This is a genomic window from Segatella copri (assembly GCF_009494395.1).
Lineage (GTDB): Bacteria > Bacteroidota > Bacteroidia > Bacteroidales > Bacteroidaceae > Prevotella.
Map to the genome: position 1 here is coordinate 1 of NZ_VZCB01000058.1, position 16,126 is coordinate 16,126.

Consider the following 16,126-nt stretch of genomic DNA (forward strand, 5'->3'; position numbering starts at 1 on the left):
TCCCCTGCGGGAGGGTCCTTAATCCCTAACCAAGCCTTTCCCTTAACCATTAAGGGAAAGGATGTAACCGCCCTCCGGTGCTCAGAACCGCTTCGCTCTAAGGTTGGCGGGGCATCAAAGCCCTCGCCATATTTTGCGGGATGGGACCGCCTGGGGAACTTTTAAAGGTAAAAGAGTAAAAGGGTAAAAAGGTAAAAAATCTGCGTCATCTGCGAAATCTGCGTGACTTTAAAAGATAAAAAAGTAAAAGAAAAAATCTGTGTGAATCTGTGAAATCTGTGGGGAACTTTTAAAGGTAAAAGGGTAAAAAAGTAAAAAGGTAAAAAATCTGCGTCATCTGCGAAATCTGCGTGACTTTTAAAGGTAAAAAAGTAAAAAATCTGTGGGAATCTGTGGGACTTTTAAAGGTAAAAGAATCTGCGGGACGATTATGTCAGAGCGAAATGAGATTAGGAGAAACAGTTTTTGAGTAATTTGCTGATAACTTGAAGGATTCTTGATGTTTTTTTTGGTGTTTTCGAGAAAATAGCTTATTTTTGCAACACAATTCAGTTAAACGTTTTAAAAGGAGAAGGATATGAAACGGATAGAAGAACGATATATTAGCTTGCTTACCGATTTCGGTTTTAAGCGTATCTTTGGAACAAAGCCTAATAAGGATTTGCTCATCAATTTCTTGAATTCACTGTTTGATGGTTTTCATGTCATCAAGGATGTGAAGTACTTGAATAGTGAGCACGTTGGTGATGTCTTTGCCGAGCGCAAGGCCATCTTTGATGTATATTGCGAAAATGAGCGTGGTGAAAAGTTCATCGTTGAGATGCAGAATGCTTATCAGAAGTACTTCAAGGATCGTTCTTTGTTCTATTCTACTTTTCCTATCCGTGAACAGGCTCCAAAGGGGGCTGAATGGAACTTCAAGCTTGAACATGTATACACTGTTGCTCTGCTGAACTTCGACTTGGAAGAAGAGGCATTTGACAAGAATGATATCAACCATGATGTGGGCTTGCTTGACAAAAAGACTTTTAAGGTTTTTAATGACAAACTTTCTTTCAAGTATGTTGAGATAGCGAAGTTCAATAAGACAGAGGAGGAGCTTGACACGCTTTATGATAAGTGGTTGTATGTGTTGAAAAACCTTTCCCGATTGGATGAGCGTCCTGCTGCCTTGAAAGAGAAAGTGTTTACTAAACTCTTTGAAGAGGCTGAGATTGCGAAGTTCACTCCAACAGAGTTGAAAGAATATGAGGATAGTTTGAAGGCGTATCGTGATGTCAAGAACTCTATAGATACGGCTTTGGAAAAGGGGCGTGAGGAAGGTATGGAAAAAGAAAAGCTAGCCACAGCTCGCCGCCTTCTGTCAATGGGGCTTTCTGATGAGCAAGTATCAACAGCCACCGAGCTTCCACTGAAGGAAATTCAGAAAATGAGGGAATAAGCCTGAACCTAGCAGAACTTTCAGAGAAACAATAGTTTTTGCCCCACTTGTTCCTCCCCAACGGGAGGGTCCTTAACCCCTAACCAAGCCTTTCCCTTAACCATTAAGGGAAAGGATGTAACCGCCCTGCAGTGCTGTCTTTTTCGATCCACCCCGTCCCTCCTTAGCCAAGGAGGGCTCCACATCCTAACCAAGCCTTCCCTTCTCAGAAGGGAAGGATGTAACCGCCCTCCGGTGCTCAGAACCGCTTCGCTCTAAGGTTGGCGGGGCATCAAAGCCCTCGCCATGTTTTGCGGGATGGGACCGCCTGGGGGACTTTTAAAGGTAAAAGAGCTATTTAAAGGTAAAAAAGTAAAAAGGTAAAAAAGTAAAAAATCTGCGTCATCTGCGAAATCTGCGTGACTTTTAAAAGTAAAAAATCTGTGGGAATCTGTGAGATCTGTGGGACGAAAAAAGGTAAAAAATCTGTGGGAATCTGTGAGATCTGTGGGACGAAAAAAGAGGGTGTGTCATGAACTTATGACACACCCTCTTTATCTTATGACGACAGAGATTTAGAACTCTGCGTTCTTTGGTGTACGTGGGAATGGAATCACGTCACGGATGTTCTGCATACCGGTTACAAAGAGAATCAGACGCTCGAAACCGAGACCGAAACCTGCATGTGGACATGAACCGTACTTACGGGTATCAAGATACCAACTCATATCCTTCATAGGAATGTTGCGAGCCTCAATCTCACCCATCAACTTGTCATAACTCTCCTCACGGACTGAACCGCCGATGATCTCACCAATCTGTGGGAACAAAACGTCGGTACCCTGAACGGTCTGACCGCTCTTGCCACCGAAACCACTCTCCTCCTCGTCTATCTTCATATAGAATGCCTTGATAGCCTTTGGATAGTTGGTCATGATAACTGGACGCTTGAAGTGCTCCTCTACGAGGAAACGCTCGTGCTCTGAAGCCAGGTCATCACCCCACTCGCATGGGAACTCAAACTTCTTGCCGTTGGCGATAGCCTCCTGCAGGATACGGATACCCTCGGTATATGGAAGATGAACGAAATCAGAATTCAATACGCCCTCCAAACGAGCGATCAAGCCCTTATCAATCATCTTGTTCAAGAAAGCAAGGTCGTCCTTGCAATGCTCGAGTGCCCAACGGATACAGTACTTGATGAAATCTTCCTCCAACTCCATCAAACCGTCCATATCCAGGAAAGCAACCTCTGGCTCTACCATCCAGAACTCAGCCAGGTGGCGAGGAGTATTACTGTTCTCTGCACGGAAGGTTGGACCGAAGGTGTAGATAGCACCGAGTGCCGTAGCACCCAGCTCACCCTCCAACTGACCGGAAACAGTCAATGAAGTCTGCTTTCCGAAGAAATCATCAGAGTAGTCAATCTTTCCATCCTCTGTTTTCTTGAGGTTGTAGAGGTTCTTGGTGGTTACCTGGAACATCTGTCCAGCACCTTCGCAATCGCTCGCTGTGATGAGCGGAGTGTTGAAATAGAAGTATCCATGCTCATGGAAGTAAGTGTGGATAGCCATCGCCATGTTGTGGCGGATGCGCATCACGGCACCGAAGGTATTGGTACGGAGACGGAGATGAGCATACTGACGCATGTACTCGAAGCTCTGTCCCTTCTTCTGCATAGGATAGTCGCCACCGCAGAGACCGTAGATTTCGATGCTGTCACACTGGATTTCAACACTCTGTCCGGCACCCTGGCTTTCAACCAGAGTACCCACTACGCTGATGCAGGCACCAGTGGTGATCTGACGAAGCTGATTTTCATCGACCTTTGATGGGTCGACTACTATCTGAACATTATTAATAGTAGAACCATCGTTAAGAGCGATAAAATCGACTGCTTTGCTACTACGATGGGTACGTACCCATCCCTTTACATTCACGATTGAGTTGTAGGCAGTGCTCTTGAGCACGTCTACAACCTTAGTTCTTTTAATCTTTTCCATTGTTTATTACTCTGTTTTATTCAAAAGCACCCATGCGGAGCATGTCTACTTCTTTCTCTGTAAGGAAGCGCCAGTCGCCACGACGGAGGTTCTTCTTGGTCAATCCAGCGAACTGTACACGATCCAACTTAGTTACACGATAGCCAAGGCTCTCGAAGATACGGCGAACGATACGGTTCTTGCCACTGTGGATCTCGATGCCCACCTGTGACTTGTCGTGCTCGTCAGCATACTCGACAGCGTCTGCCTTGATTTCACCATCTTCCAAAGTGATACCCTCACGAATCTGATCCATATCATGAGATGTAAGGTTCTTGTCGAGGTGTACGTGATATACCTTCTTCTTCAGGAACTTAGGGTGAGTCAGCTTAGAAGCCAGGTCACCGTCGTTGGTGAGAAGGAGTACACCGGTAGTATTGCGGTCGAGACGACCAACAGGATAGATACGCTCAGGGCAAACGTCCTTCACGAGGTCCATCACGGTCTTGCGCTGCTGAGGATCATCGCTAGTGGTAACGTAATCCTTAGGCTTGTTGAGCAATACATAAACCTTCTTCTCCAAAGAAACAGGAGTATCGTGGAACTTCACCTCATCGGTGCGAAGAATCTTGGTACCCAACTCAGTTACCACCTCACCATTAACGGTAACAACACCAGCCTGGATGAACTCATCAGCCTCACGGCGTGAGCATACACCAGCATTGGCGAGGAACTTGTTCAAGCGCAATGGCTCTGTAGGGTCGAAGTTCTCCTCCTTGTATTCAATTCTCTTCTTGAGACTATATTTTGCATTAGGATCATAACCTGGTGTGCGCTGACGGAAACCGCCACCACCACGGTTGTTGTTGTAGCCACCGCCACGGTTGTTATTGTAGCCACCCTGCTGTGGACGACCGTAACCACCCTGCTGAGGACGACCGTAGCCACCCTGCTGTGGGCGACCGTAACCACCCTGCTGAGGACGACCGTAGCCACCCTGCTGAGGACGACCGTAACCACCCTGCTGAGGACGACCATAACCGCCCTGCTGAGGACGACCGTAACCGCCACCATTATTACTATTATAGCCACCACGGTTGCTGTTGTAGCCACCCTGCTGAGGACGGCCATAGCTGCCACCATTGTTGTAACCACCCTGCTGAGGACGGTGACCGCCACCACGGTTGCTGTTGTAACCGCCACGGCTCTGGTATCCGCTGTGCTGTGGGCGCTCGGTATTAGAGCTCTGCAAGCCAGCTCCGAATCCTTCTGGACGGAAGCCGCCTTCACTATTACTACTACTTCTATCGCTGCTGAATGAAGAGCGATGAGTGTTGATACGTGGACGCTGAGTGCGACCTACTGGGCGATAACTCTTCTGATAACCGCCTGCTGGGTTGTAGCCCTCTCGGGTGTTCTCTTTCTCAGATGCATGATCCTGAGGTTTGTTTCCGAATTCTGAATCCATTTTCTTTAAATCTTAATTTAAGCCTCACGGCCGGGTTAGTGAAAAAAATAATTATAAATATATTATGTTGAATATCTTCATGCTATTGCTGCCCTGGAGGAAGCCGGTAGTATTTAGATGCCCGTATAATTGCTTGGAGTGATAGCCATCAGTTCAGCCTTCACGCTGTCGCTGACGTTCAAGCCCTGAATAAATTCATGGATGGTCTCTTCAGTCATGTGCTTGTTGGTACGAGTCAATGCCTTCAAAGCCTCGTATGGATGTGGGTAAGCCTCACGACGGAGGATGGTCTGAATAGCCTCAGCTACGATAGCCCAGGTATTATTCAGGTCTTCCTGCAACTTCTCCTCGTGGAGGATGAGCTTGCGCAATCCCTTCAGGGTACTCTGGATAGCGATGACGCTATGGCCGAGAGGCACACCGATGTTACGGAGCACGGTACTGTCAGTAAGGTCGCGCTGCAGGCGGCTTACCGGAAGCTTCTGAGCCAGGAACTGAAGGATGGCATTGGCAATACCCAGGTTACCCTCACTGTTCTCGTAATCGATAGGGTTTACCTTATGTGGCATAGCACTGGAGCCAACCTCTCCTGCCTTGATCTTCTGCTTGAAGTAATCCATAGAGATATACATCCAGAAGTCACGGTCCAAGTCGATGATGATGGTATTGATGCGACGGATGGCATCAAAGATAGCACCGAGATGATCGTAGTTGCTGATCTGAGTGGTATACTGTTCACGCTGCAAGCCGAGCTTCTCGCTGACGAACTTGTTGCCGAAAGCCTTCCAGTCATACTCCGGATAAGCTACATGGTGGGCATTGTAATTACCTGTAGCACCACCAAACTTAGCAGTAAACTTGCAAGCCTTCAAAGACTCAAGCTGTTCGGTAAGACGATAAACATAAACCATGATTTCCTTACCCAAACGTGTAGGAGACGCAGGCTGTCCGTGAGTCTTAGCCAACATAGGCACATCCTTCCACTCGTCAGCATAAGTCTGGAGCTGTGCAATAAGTTCCTCTACCTGTGGGTAGAAGCACTCCTCCAAAGCCTCCTTGACAGAAAGCGGTACACTGGTGTTGTTGATGTCCTGAGAAGTGAGACCGAAGTGAATGAACTCCTTATAGTCGTCCAATCCACCAATCTTATCGAACTCCTCCTTGATGAAATACTCTACGGCTTTTACGTCGTGATTAGTTACCTTCTCAATGTCCTTGACACGTTGAGCCTCATTTTCGTCAAAGTTACGGTAGATATCACGCAAGCGCTCAAACAGTGACTTGTCGAAAGAAGCCAACTGTGGCAAAGGTAATTCACATAAAGTAATGAAATACTCTATCTCTACTCGAACACGATAACGAATAAGAGCATACTCTGAGAAATAGTTAGCGAGTTGCTCTGTTTTTCCCCTGTAACGACCATCTATAGGCGATATGGCAGTCAATAAATCTAAATTCATATTAATACGTATTATATATAGGGTGCAAAGTTAATGAATAAATCTGAGAAAACAGCGAAAAACGATATTTTTTAGCTTTAATTAAAAAAAGGTCTCTCAACTTTCGTTGAAAGACCTTCATTAGAAGTGGGCGTTGACGGATTCGAACCGCCGACCCTCTGCTTGTAAGGCAGATGCTCTAAACCAGCTGAGCTAAGCGCCCTTACTTTTCGTAAGCGGTTGCAAAGGTACAAACAATTTCCGGTTCCACCAAATTTTTGAGCAACTTTTTTTCATTTTTCTGCATTTTTCTTCAAAAAAAGCCATTTTTCGGTGTTTTTCCCCCCTTTTCACCTGTTTTTAGGCACGGATTACACAGATTTCCGTGTAATCCGTGCCTTATCATTACTCAGAAATCTGAATAGTGGCACGACGATTGTATGAAACTGGAGCCAAATCCTTCACACCACCGTTTGATTTCACGATGATATTGTCCTTATCAACTCCCATCTTGACGAGCAAACCGGCTACTCGCTCGGCACGAGCCAGAGAAAGTTTCTCGTTAAAGGCTGCAGAACCGGTAGCACTATCAGCATAACCATTCACAACCAACTTCAAATTGTTCTCCTTGGCATACTTCGCAAGAGTCTCCACATTGACCAGATCCTTCCTGGAAGCAATCTTTGACTTACCCAAATTGAAGAAAACAGATACCGGAGTACCTACAAACTGCTTGACAACCTGGGTCTCGGCAGTCTTCTGGTTCTCCAACTCGTTTCTCAAACGCTCGTTTTCTGCATTGGCATCCTCCAATGTGGCATTGAGTGCATCGAGTTCTGACTGATGAAGGGCAGTGATGGCATCGACATCCGGTGTCTTATCCCATGTACCTCTACCCAACTTGAAGGTAAGACCTACCTCAGCATAGAAATTATTGCAACGGCGGGTAAAGGTATTGCGGCTGTTGCCTGCGCAACCATCAATATCAGCATCGAAGGAATTCACACCGACCTCAGCAAAGAGGTTGGTCTTCTTTCCAATCTTCCAGGAAGACTGGATGCCGGCACTATAATCCAAAGCATAGGCATTATGAGTCATGGAACGTCCGATACCGGCACCGGCAAACGGGATGAGATTCCATACACGGTTCTCGTTGTAGCCATAAAGCAGATTGCTGAGATTGAACATCACCTGCTCATTGGCAACCCAGTACTTATTACCGTTGCCCTCGTTGGTAGCATCATTGCCATCAGCATCAACAAACTTACCCCAGATGCCCTGAATCTTGGTACGGAAACCGACACCAGGAGTATACCACTTGCCAAATGCCAGAGAAACTCCAGGATTGGAACGGAACTTCTTGAAAGGGCTCTTGGAATATCCTGCGCCCTTTTCCTGGGCAGAATACCAGGAATTCCAATCTGCACCAACCTCATAAAACCAGTTGCTCCAAAAAGAATTGGTAGCAACACTGTATTTCTCCTGAGTAGTTGCGTCCTGAGCGAATGAGCTCAAAGACAGACTAGCCAAAGCTAGCATTGAGAAAAATTTCTTCATAACTTTCTATTTTAAACTATTCGTTACCTATATTAATGGATAATGTACAATGTATAATGTACAATGGTCAATGTACAATTATACATTATTAATTATACATTATCAATTACCCCAAGAGATGTTCTATCTCATCCTGCTGAAGGATGCACAGCACCGACTTGCCATCGGGGGTGTAGTTGACATTCTCGCAGGCGAACAGACCATTCACCAGGTTTTCCATTTCCACATTGCTCAACACCTGACCGTATGGGATGGCAGCCTGACGGGAAAGGGACAAAGCCAGAGTACGGTTGATTTCATCCATCGCTCCTACTCCCTTTTCGATGGCACTCGTCACCATGTCCTGTACCAAGCGGACGGGATTCAATCCTTCCAGACCTGCCGGCACACAGTTCACAGCGTAACTGCCGCCGCCCAGATCTTCCAGTTCAAATCCCATGCCCTGCATCTCCGGCAGAATCTTCTCGAAGATGACCTTTTCGGAAACCGGGAACTGTACGACCTCCGGGAAGAGTACCTTCTGGGAATGGAAAGTGCGGTCCTTGAGCTGCTGCAGATAGCGCTCATAGAGAATGCGGACATGAGCCCGATGCTGATCGATGATCATCAGTCCCGACTTGACGGCTGTCATGATATACTTGCCCTTATACTGATAATGAGCCGGCGACTTCTCGGCAAGGATATTGGAAGAAGTGCATTCCTCCAACGGCTCATCAAAGAGTTCCATCGTATGCTCCTCAACTTCCGACTCGTCTTTCAGCCCCTCATAGAGCTGTTCCCAGTTCTCATCTACCTGAGGCTTGATCTTGGAAGAGATTGTTCCGTAAGAGGAAGCCGATGATACTGCCGACGAAGAGATGGCAGAAGTGAAGCTGTCGCCAGCTGATGATGAATGGCTGGAAGAAGAGTTGGTCTTAAAAGGATTGTAACCAGGATTCAGACTAATCTTCGGAGCGGCAGCCGTTGGCGCCTTTTCGGGATTATATACCGGAATATCCGGTTTGTCCTCCGTATCAAAATCGATGGTAGGAACCTCGTTGAACATACCTATCGACTCCTTGACCGAGGCAAGGATGATCTGCCAGATGGCCTGTTCGTTCTCAAACTTGATTTCGGTCTTCGTAGGATGGATGTTGACATCAATATCCTTAGGGTCTACTTCGAAGTAGAGGAAATAAGGAACCTGTTCTCCCTGCGGAATCAAACGGTCGAAGGCAGACATCACCGCCTTATTGAAGTAAGGATGCTTCATATATCTGCCATTGACGAAGAAGAACTGGTGAACACCCTTCTTGCGGGCAGCCTCCGGTTTACCGACGAAACCGGAAATCTTGCACATGGTAGTCTCGACATTCACCGGCAGCAACTCATGATTGAAGCGCTTGCCGAAGACATCCAGGATGCGCTGGCGCAGATTGGCAGCACGGAGATTGAAAACCTCGGTCTCATTGCTGCGCAGCGAGAAGTTGATCTGCGGATTCACCAAGGCGATACGCTCGAAAGCGGTAAGGATATTATTCAGCTCGGTAGAATTCGACTTCAGGAACTTCCTTCGTGCGGGTACATTATAGAATATATTATTGATGGCGAAGATACTTCCCACCGGACAGGAGCATGCCTCCTGCTTCTCGAAACGTGAGCCGGAAATCCGAATCAGGGTTCCTATTTCATCAGAAGCCTGACGGGACTTGAGTTCTACCTGAGCTACGGCAGCAATGGAAGCCAAAGCCTCACCACGGAAACCCATCGTATGAAGATTGAACAAATCATCAGCCTTGCGAATCTTGGAAGTGGAATGGCGCTCGAAAGCCAAGCGGGCATCCGTCTCCGACATTCCCTTACCATCATCTATCACCTGAATAGAGGTACGTCCAGCATCCACCACCACGACTTGAATGTTCATCGCTCCGGCATCAACGGCATTCTCAACCAACTCCTTGATAACAGAGGCAGGGCGCTGTATCACCTCACCTGCCGCAATCTGATTGGCTACCGAATCGGGTAAAAGTTGAATTACATCACTCATGATTACACCTTAATATATATACTCTTTAAATATATTCTTTTCTTTATTTCTCTTTAGGTTTTTCCTTGTCGCCACCAGCCGGTTCCTTAGGTTGCTGCGTTACGGCATCAGACTTCTTCAAGGTCTGCAGCGGCGCCTCATGACGCTTGATAGCCTTGAGTTCCGAGCCCTTGCCCTTGCCTTTCCATACAAAGATATCATTCTTGTCCTTTGGACGGATATCCTCGAACCAGGCGAAGTTAGGCAACTTATACTGTGCCGGCGGTATCTGCGTGATAGGATACAGGGTGCTGGTGAACTTATTGGTCCATATCTTGTCCAGCTTCCGCTGGGCACCCATATACATTCTCATGGTATCCGTCTCCAGATAGTTCAAGCCCACCAGAGAGCTGTCCCTGTCATTGGTCATATAATAAATGGTCTGTACATTGGCTATAGCCTCAGTCATCTTGACCTCTCCCGCTTCGAAGAATGACTTCATCTCCTTGGAAGTGATCTGATTGTAATGGACGGAATCCGGCATCTGTTCGATGGAAAGAGCCTGTCCGATGACATGTGCCATGCGAATGGTAGAATCATTCATGTATACCCTGATTTCCTCACCCAGCAGCTGACGGTTGCCGTTCCAGGTGATAGGATCCTTATACATCGTCATGCAGGAATCCTTGGAGTTGAAGACCAGGGAATCGCATACTGCCTGCACATCTGCACGGTAAGCCCTTACCTTAGGATAGGCATGCACCTTACGGTAAACGGAGTCGGTATTGATATGGAAGGTATAGATGCGCATGGTATCTGAATGCATCCACAAGGTATCCTTCTTAGAGAAATCCATGGCAACAGGATTGCGGGTAGCAAATCCGGTACCGGTCTTCTGATTATATCGCAGATAATTGCAGGTAAGCGAATTTTTGTTCTTCTTATCCACAAAAACGACATTGCCATATCCGGTACTCTCGCCATTCTTCTTGTAATAGAGACTGTCGCCGGTGATACTCTTCTCCTTGTCGATGATGGTAGAACGGCCAAAGAGCTTTGCCTTATCTGTCCTGGTATCATAATAGCCATCCTCGGTATGGACGATACCGCCACTACCGGAAACAATCTTGGATGGCCCCACCATGTGGGCTGTAGACGTTGGCACATCATAATACAAGGTATCGGTAGTAACCACATCCTTGCCACTGCGCAACTTGACATTGTAGACGAACTTGGCCTCACGGGTCTGGGTATGATACTCACCCCAGTCGGAAACCAGACGGTCCTTGCCATCGATGAGCGTACCACCATCAAAGAAGTTTGCCATATTATACAAACGGTCGAAATCCAGACTGTCAGTACGCAAAGTCTGTCGGCGGTGATGCAGGACCACGTTCTTTCGGGCATGCATCATCTGCATCTGTCCGTCATAATCAGCCCTTTCACAAGTGAGCGACAAGGTATCACCCTGACGGTAATGGACATGCCCGAATGCCTTGACGGAATTGGAAGCCTGATAGAAATAGGCACTATCACAGGTGAGGTGGCCCCCCTGATGGGCAAAGGACACCTTGCCCTTCACAATCTGTGCATCAGGATTGCTACCAAACATATCATAACGGAGTTCATCAGCATGCAACAAATAGACGCGGTCTCCGTCAGGACGCTTCTTGCTACGCTTTTTAGGGGCTTGCATGGCCTGTACCAAACAAAACCCAAATAGGCATAGAATCAATATAATAGAGATTCTATGCCCGTTCTTAATATTATCAGAATGCTTGTTTATCATTTGATCCAACCTTGATATTCAAACTTACAATCCTTGTATCGATCGTTCATTCGAACGTATGTCTTCTTGATTTTATCCACTACCCAGTCGTGAATGGTCTTCTGGCGTTCCTTGGCCAGCACCACATCCTGCATCACCTGGAAATCTTCGGTAATGGTAGCGCGGTGACCCTCTACTCTACTAACCAGCTTCACCAAGGCGCAGGTAGTTTTTCCCTTGGTATTGACCATGGTAAACGGTGCAGAAATCTGTCCCACCTTCATGGTATCCACCATACGTGCCACCTCAGTAGGCAGGTCCTTCATCTTGAACTTAGAAGTACGTACATCACCATCGACCACGTTCACCATCATACCCTTGTTGTTGCGGGTATCCTTATCGTCAGAAAGAGCACCAACAGCAGCCTCGAAGGTAAACTTATCGGCACGGATATCATTGGCAATGGAATCCAGACGGCCGATAGACTTATCGATAGCTTCCTGAGAAACCCGTGGCTTCAACAGAATGTGGCGGCACTTCAACTTATCACCACGCTTGTCAATCAACTGGATGATATGGAAACCGAACTCAGACTCCACAATCTTGGAAATCTTCTTTGGGTCGGTCAGGTTGAATGCAACATTGGCAAAGGCAGGATCCAACATACCTCTTCCTACATAGTCCATCTCACCACCCATACGGGCAGAACCAGGGTCTTCAGAATACATACGTGCCAAAGTAGCGAAAGTAGTCTCGCCCTTGTTCACACGGTCAGTGAATTCTCGCAGCTGGTTCTTCACACGGTTGATTTCCTCCATCGGAATACGAGGCTGCATGGTCAGGATTTCCACTTCCACCTCTGTCGGTACGAAAGGAATACTGTCGGCAGGCAAGTTGTTGAAATACTTGCGTACCTGAGCAGGCGAGACCTTGATATTCTTGACCAGTTCCTGCTTCATCTTCTGGATGAGCTGCTGGTTCTTGAAGTCATCATGCATCTGCTCACGCATCTGGGTGATGGTCTGCTTACGATATTCCTCCAACTTCTCGCGGGAGCCAATCATGGAAACCCAGGCATTGATCTGCGCATCAATACCCTGCATCACTTCAGATTCAGAGACCTCGATACTATCAATGGCAGCCTGATGGAGGAAGAGCTTCTGAACAGCAATCTGCTCAGGAATAGAACAGTCTGGATCGCCGGAATATCTGATACCCTCAGCCTCAGCCTGCAAACGAGTTACCTCAACATCAGACTTCAAAATAGCCTCATCTCCCACAACCCAGATAACTTCATCTACGACGCTACCCTCATTGACAGGCTGTGAAACAGCAGCAGTCTTCTCTGCCACCGAGTCAGAATCGGCAGTCTTTGCCCAAGCACTCTTGCCACTTCTCGTAGCATTTGCACTGATTCCAACAATCATCAAGAGAGCCACGAGAGCCCAACTTGTCTTATATCCCAATTTCATCTATGTTTCAATATATATTAATGTTTATTCACCGTAGCCAATACTTCCTGATTGACTACAACCTTATATTTCTTTCTCAATTCAGCAACCCATTCCTTTTCGAGCACATCCTGATAATCGGCAATCACCAGCGCCTTGACATCCGTATACTCCTTAGGTCCCTTTTTCAAGACCTTTCCATAAGTTGCATCTATCGGATACTCCTTGAGAGGTTCAACCTTTACGTCCCTGCGGAACACCTTGTTGTCAACCAAAGCGTTATCCCCCATCTTGAAGATACCCTTTTCAACACGAATGCGAATAACGGAATCGGCATTGAAGGAACTTCTCAGCACCTCAGCCCATTCATCAAAAGGCTTCCCCTTGAGCGCCTTCTTCACCGCCTTCACATCTGCCTGATTCTTCACATGATAAGCAATGCCCTTGAACCGAGGTTCATCCCATGCATAATTCTTCTTGTGCTTGGCGAAATAAGCAGCCAAAGCCTCTTCATCCCTGGCAGCCTTCTCCCAAACCAGACGGTTGCTGATTTCATACAGCAACAGTCCATCGTGATATTCCTGAACCAAATACTTCAACTGGTCATCTGCAGCAGTCATTTTAGCAGTCATATCATCAAGCACAGCTTCCTTATCCTTCAACTGAGCTGACGACTTACTGATGGAATCCAACTTCACATCAATGATATGCTCCCTGATGCCACGTGCATCAATGAAGCGACAGATATCATTCCTCACCGAGTCGTATGGGAAGAAATCCTGCTTACCCATCAACTTGATGATATGATATCCAAATTCAGACAAGACCGGCTTGGACATCTCTCCCACCTTCATGGAGAAGCAGGCATCCTCGAAAGCCTTTACCGTCTGTCCTCTGGTAATCCATGAAATATCTCCGCCTTTGACGGCAGAGCCTTTATCATCTGAATATTTCCTTGCCAATTCAGCAAAGTTCCCCCCTTTTCTCAACACCTGATACAAAGAATCGGCTCTATATTTAGCCTTGTCCTGTTCGGCAGCGGAAGCTTTCTGACCCAATCTTATCAGGATATGGGCAGGCCTTACCATCCCGCCGGCAGCAAGCACTCTCTGCTTCGTATCATTATAAATCCTATGCGCTTCCGCTTCTACGTCCTTATCAGAAAGGACGAAAGGACGAATCTGCTGGTCACGATACTGCAGGAACTCAGCCTTGAAAGAAGACAAGGTATCCAGACGAGCATCCAGGGCAGCCTGCACCTTTAACTTATAATTGACGAACAAGTCGACATACTCATTGACAGATTTCTTATCAATGACACCTTCGGAATTGTTCTTATTATAAGAATACTCAAATTCAGAGCGGCTGACGGGCTGACCATTGATGGTCATGACAGTAGGATCGTTTTGAGCAAAAGCTATGCTCCCCTGAAGGAGCATAGCTAGAGAAAGCGCATAAAATTTCATATTAATATCTTACATTAATTTATACCGGACGGCTATAGTTTGGAGCCTCACTGGTGATAGTAATATCATGTGGGTGACTCTCCAACACACCAGCATTGGTAATGCGGGTGAACTTAGCACCGTGCAACTTCTCGATATTAGCTGCACCACAGTATCCCATACCAGAACGCAAGCCACCCATCAGCTGATAGATAACCTCCTGAACGGTTCCCTTGTAAGGAACACGACCAGCAATACCCTCTGGTACCAACTTCTTGGCATCCTTGGTATCACCCTGGAAGTAACGGTCCTTAGAACCGTTTTTCTGCTCCATAGCCTCCAAAGAGCCCATACCACGATAGCTCTTGAACTTACGACCGTTGAAGATGATGGTATCACCAGGACTCTCCTCAGTACCAGCAACCAAAGAACCGATCATAACGCAGCTACCACCAGCAGCCAAAGCCTTCACGACATCACCAGAATAGCGGAGACCACCATCAGCAATCAAAGGCACACCAGTACCCTGCAAAGCAGAATATACATCATAGACAGCGCTCAACTGAGGAACACCCACACCGGCAACGACACGAGTAGTACAGATAGAACCTGGACCGATACCAACCTTGACACCATCAGCGCCATTCTCTACCAAATACTTGGCAGCAGCACCAGTAGCCACATTACCTACCACTACGTCAACGTCAGGGAAGGCAGCCTTCACCTGATGAAGCTTTTCTACCACACCCTTAGAATGACCATGAGCAGTATCAATGACGATGGCATCAGCACCAGCCTCAACCAAAGCCTTTGCACGATCCAAAGTATCAACGGTAACACCTACACCGGCAGCCACGCGAAGACGACCCTTGGCATCCTTGCAAGCCATTGGCTTATCCTTAGCCTTGGTGATGTCCTTGTAAGTAATCAAACCTACCAGGTGATTCTCATTGTCAACTACAGGAAGCTTCTCGATCTTGTTCTCCTGCAGGATAGCAGCAGCAGCGATCAAGTCGGTCTGGATATGAGTAGTAACCAGGTTCTCGCTGGTCATTACCTCATCAATCTTCTTGTCCATGTGACGCTCGAAACGAAGGTCACGGTTGGTCACGATACCCACGAGATGATTTTCATCATCTACCACAGGAATACCACCGATATGATAATCGTGCATCATATCAAGAGCATCCTTCACTGTACTGCCACGACGGATGGTGACAGGGTCATAAATCATACCATTCTCAGCACGCTTCACAATAGCAACCTGACGAGCTTGCTCCTCAATGGTCATGTTCTTGTGAATAACACCAATACCTCCTTCACGAGCGATGGCAATCGCCATAGAAGCCTCGGTAACGGTATCCATCGCTGCGGTAACGAATGGAATGTTCAACTCGATATTACGAGAGAACTTGGTTTTCAACTCTACCTCTTTAGGCAGTACCTCTGAATAAGCAGGGATAAGAAGGACGTCGTCGTAAGTGAGACCGTCCATTACAATTTTATCTGCAACAAATGATGACATATTGTAACCTTTAAAAATTTATTGCGTGCAAATTTAGCAATAATTTCTCAGATAGACATCGCTTTT

The 16,126-nt window shown here is 46.9% G+C and carries 10 protein-coding genes and 1 tRNA gene; 1 reads left to right on the forward strand and 10 read right to left on the reverse strand.

Translation table 11 applies throughout. The annotated features are described in order from the left end of the window. Positions 1–577 precede the first annotated feature (577 nt). Positions 578–1,441, forward strand: coding sequence for an Rpn family recombination-promoting nuclease/putative transposase (locus F7D73_RS07455; RefSeq protein WP_153123567.1), 864 nt, complete (start codon positions 578–580; stop codon positions 1,439–1,441). 554 nt (positions 1,442–1,995) lie between these two features. Here the strand turns inward: F7D73_RS07455 and asnS are convergent. From asnS to guaB, 10 genes are all read right to left on the reverse strand, one after another. Further along, entirely contained in the window at positions 1,996–3,423 is a 1,428-nt protein-coding gene (gene asnS, locus F7D73_RS07460; RefSeq protein ID WP_153123569.1) for an asparagine--tRNA ligase, read from the reverse strand. Positions 3,424–3,439: 16 nt separating this feature from the next. Then, positions 3,440–4,870, reverse strand: coding sequence for a pseudouridine synthase (locus F7D73_RS07465; RefSeq protein ID WP_153123572.1), 1,431 nt, complete (start codon positions 4,868–4,870; stop codon positions 3,440–3,442). 113 nt (positions 4,871–4,983) lie between these two features. Next, positions 4,984–6,330, reverse strand: a complete 1,347-nt coding sequence (gene purB, locus F7D73_RS07470) for an adenylosuccinate lyase (RefSeq protein WP_153123574.1) — start codon at positions 6,328–6,330, stop codon at positions 4,984–4,986. Positions 6,331–6,457: 127 nt separating this feature from the next. Beyond that, a tRNA-Val gene (locus F7D73_RS07475) sits at positions 6,458–6,532 on the reverse strand. Between the two features lie 182 nt (positions 6,533–6,714). After that, complete coding sequence (locus tag F7D73_RS07480; protein ID WP_153123576.1) at positions 6,715–7,866, reverse strand: OmpA family protein; 1,152 nt, start codon at positions 7,864–7,866, stop codon at positions 6,715–6,717. 106 nt (positions 7,867–7,972) lie between these two features. Then, positions 7,973–9,892, reverse strand: a complete 1,920-nt coding sequence (mutL, locus tag F7D73_RS07485; protein WP_153123578.1) for a DNA mismatch repair endonuclease MutL — start codon at positions 9,890–9,892, stop codon at positions 7,973–7,975. Between the two features lie 43 nt (positions 9,893–9,935). Beyond that, positions 9,936–11,660 (reverse strand): OstA-like protein, encoded by a 1,725-nt coding sequence (locus F7D73_RS07490; protein WP_153123580.1) that lies wholly within the window; start codon positions 11,658–11,660, stop codon positions 9,936–9,938. Continuing rightward, on the reverse strand, positions 11,657–13,111 hold the full coding sequence (locus tag F7D73_RS07495) for a peptidylprolyl isomerase (RefSeq protein ID WP_153123582.1): 1,455 nt from the start codon (positions 13,109–13,111) through the stop codon (positions 11,657–11,659). Before F7D73_RS07495 ends, F7D73_RS07490 begins: the two co-directional genes overlap by 4 nt. Positions 13,112–13,128: 17 nt before the next feature. After that, a complete protein-coding gene (locus tag F7D73_RS07500) occupies positions 13,129–14,556 on the reverse strand; it encodes a peptidylprolyl isomerase (protein ID WP_153123584.1) in 1,428 nt (475 codons plus the stop codon). A gap of 19 nt (positions 14,557–14,575) precedes the next feature. Next, positions 14,576–16,060, reverse strand: coding sequence for an IMP dehydrogenase (guaB, locus tag F7D73_RS07505; RefSeq protein WP_153123586.1), 1,485 nt, complete (start codon positions 16,058–16,060; stop codon positions 14,576–14,578). Between the last annotated feature and the right edge of the window lie 66 nt (positions 16,061–16,126).

Bases quoted from the DNA above. Each gene is read 5' to 3' on its own strand.
- F7D73_RS07455 (WP_153123567.1), top strand. From the start codon at position 578: ATGAAACGGATAGAAGAACGATATATTAGCTTGCTTACCGATTTCGGT.
- asnS (WP_153123569.1), bottom strand. From the start codon at position 3,423: ATGGAAAAGATTAAAAGAACTAAGGTTGTAGACGTGCTCAAGAGCACT.
- F7D73_RS07465 (WP_153123572.1), bottom strand. From the start codon at position 4,870: ATGGATTCAGAATTCGGAAACAAACCTCAGGATCATGCATCTGAGAAA.
- purB (WP_153123574.1), bottom strand. From the start codon at position 6,330: ATGAATTTAGATTTATTGACTGCCATATCGCCTATAGATGGTCGTTAC.
- F7D73_RS07480 (WP_153123576.1), bottom strand. From the start codon at position 7,866: ATGAAGAAATTTTTCTCAATGCTAGCTTTGGCTAGTCTGTCTTTGAGC.
- mutL (WP_153123578.1), bottom strand. From the start codon at position 9,892: ATGAGTGATGTAATTCAACTTTTACCCGATTCGGTAGCCAATCAGATT.
- F7D73_RS07490 (WP_153123580.1), bottom strand. From the start codon at position 11,660: ATGATAAACAAGCATTCTGATAATATTAAGAACGGGCATAGAATCTCT.
- F7D73_RS07495 (WP_153123582.1), bottom strand. From the start codon at position 13,111: ATGAAATTGGGATATAAGACAAGTTGGGCTCTCGTGGCTCTCTTGATG.
- F7D73_RS07500 (WP_153123584.1), bottom strand. From the start codon at position 14,556: ATGAAATTTTATGCGCTTTCTCTAGCTATGCTCCTTCAGGGGAGCATA.
- guaB (WP_153123586.1), bottom strand. From the start codon at position 16,060: ATGTCATCATTTGTTGCAGATAAAATTGTAATGGACGGTCTCACTTAC.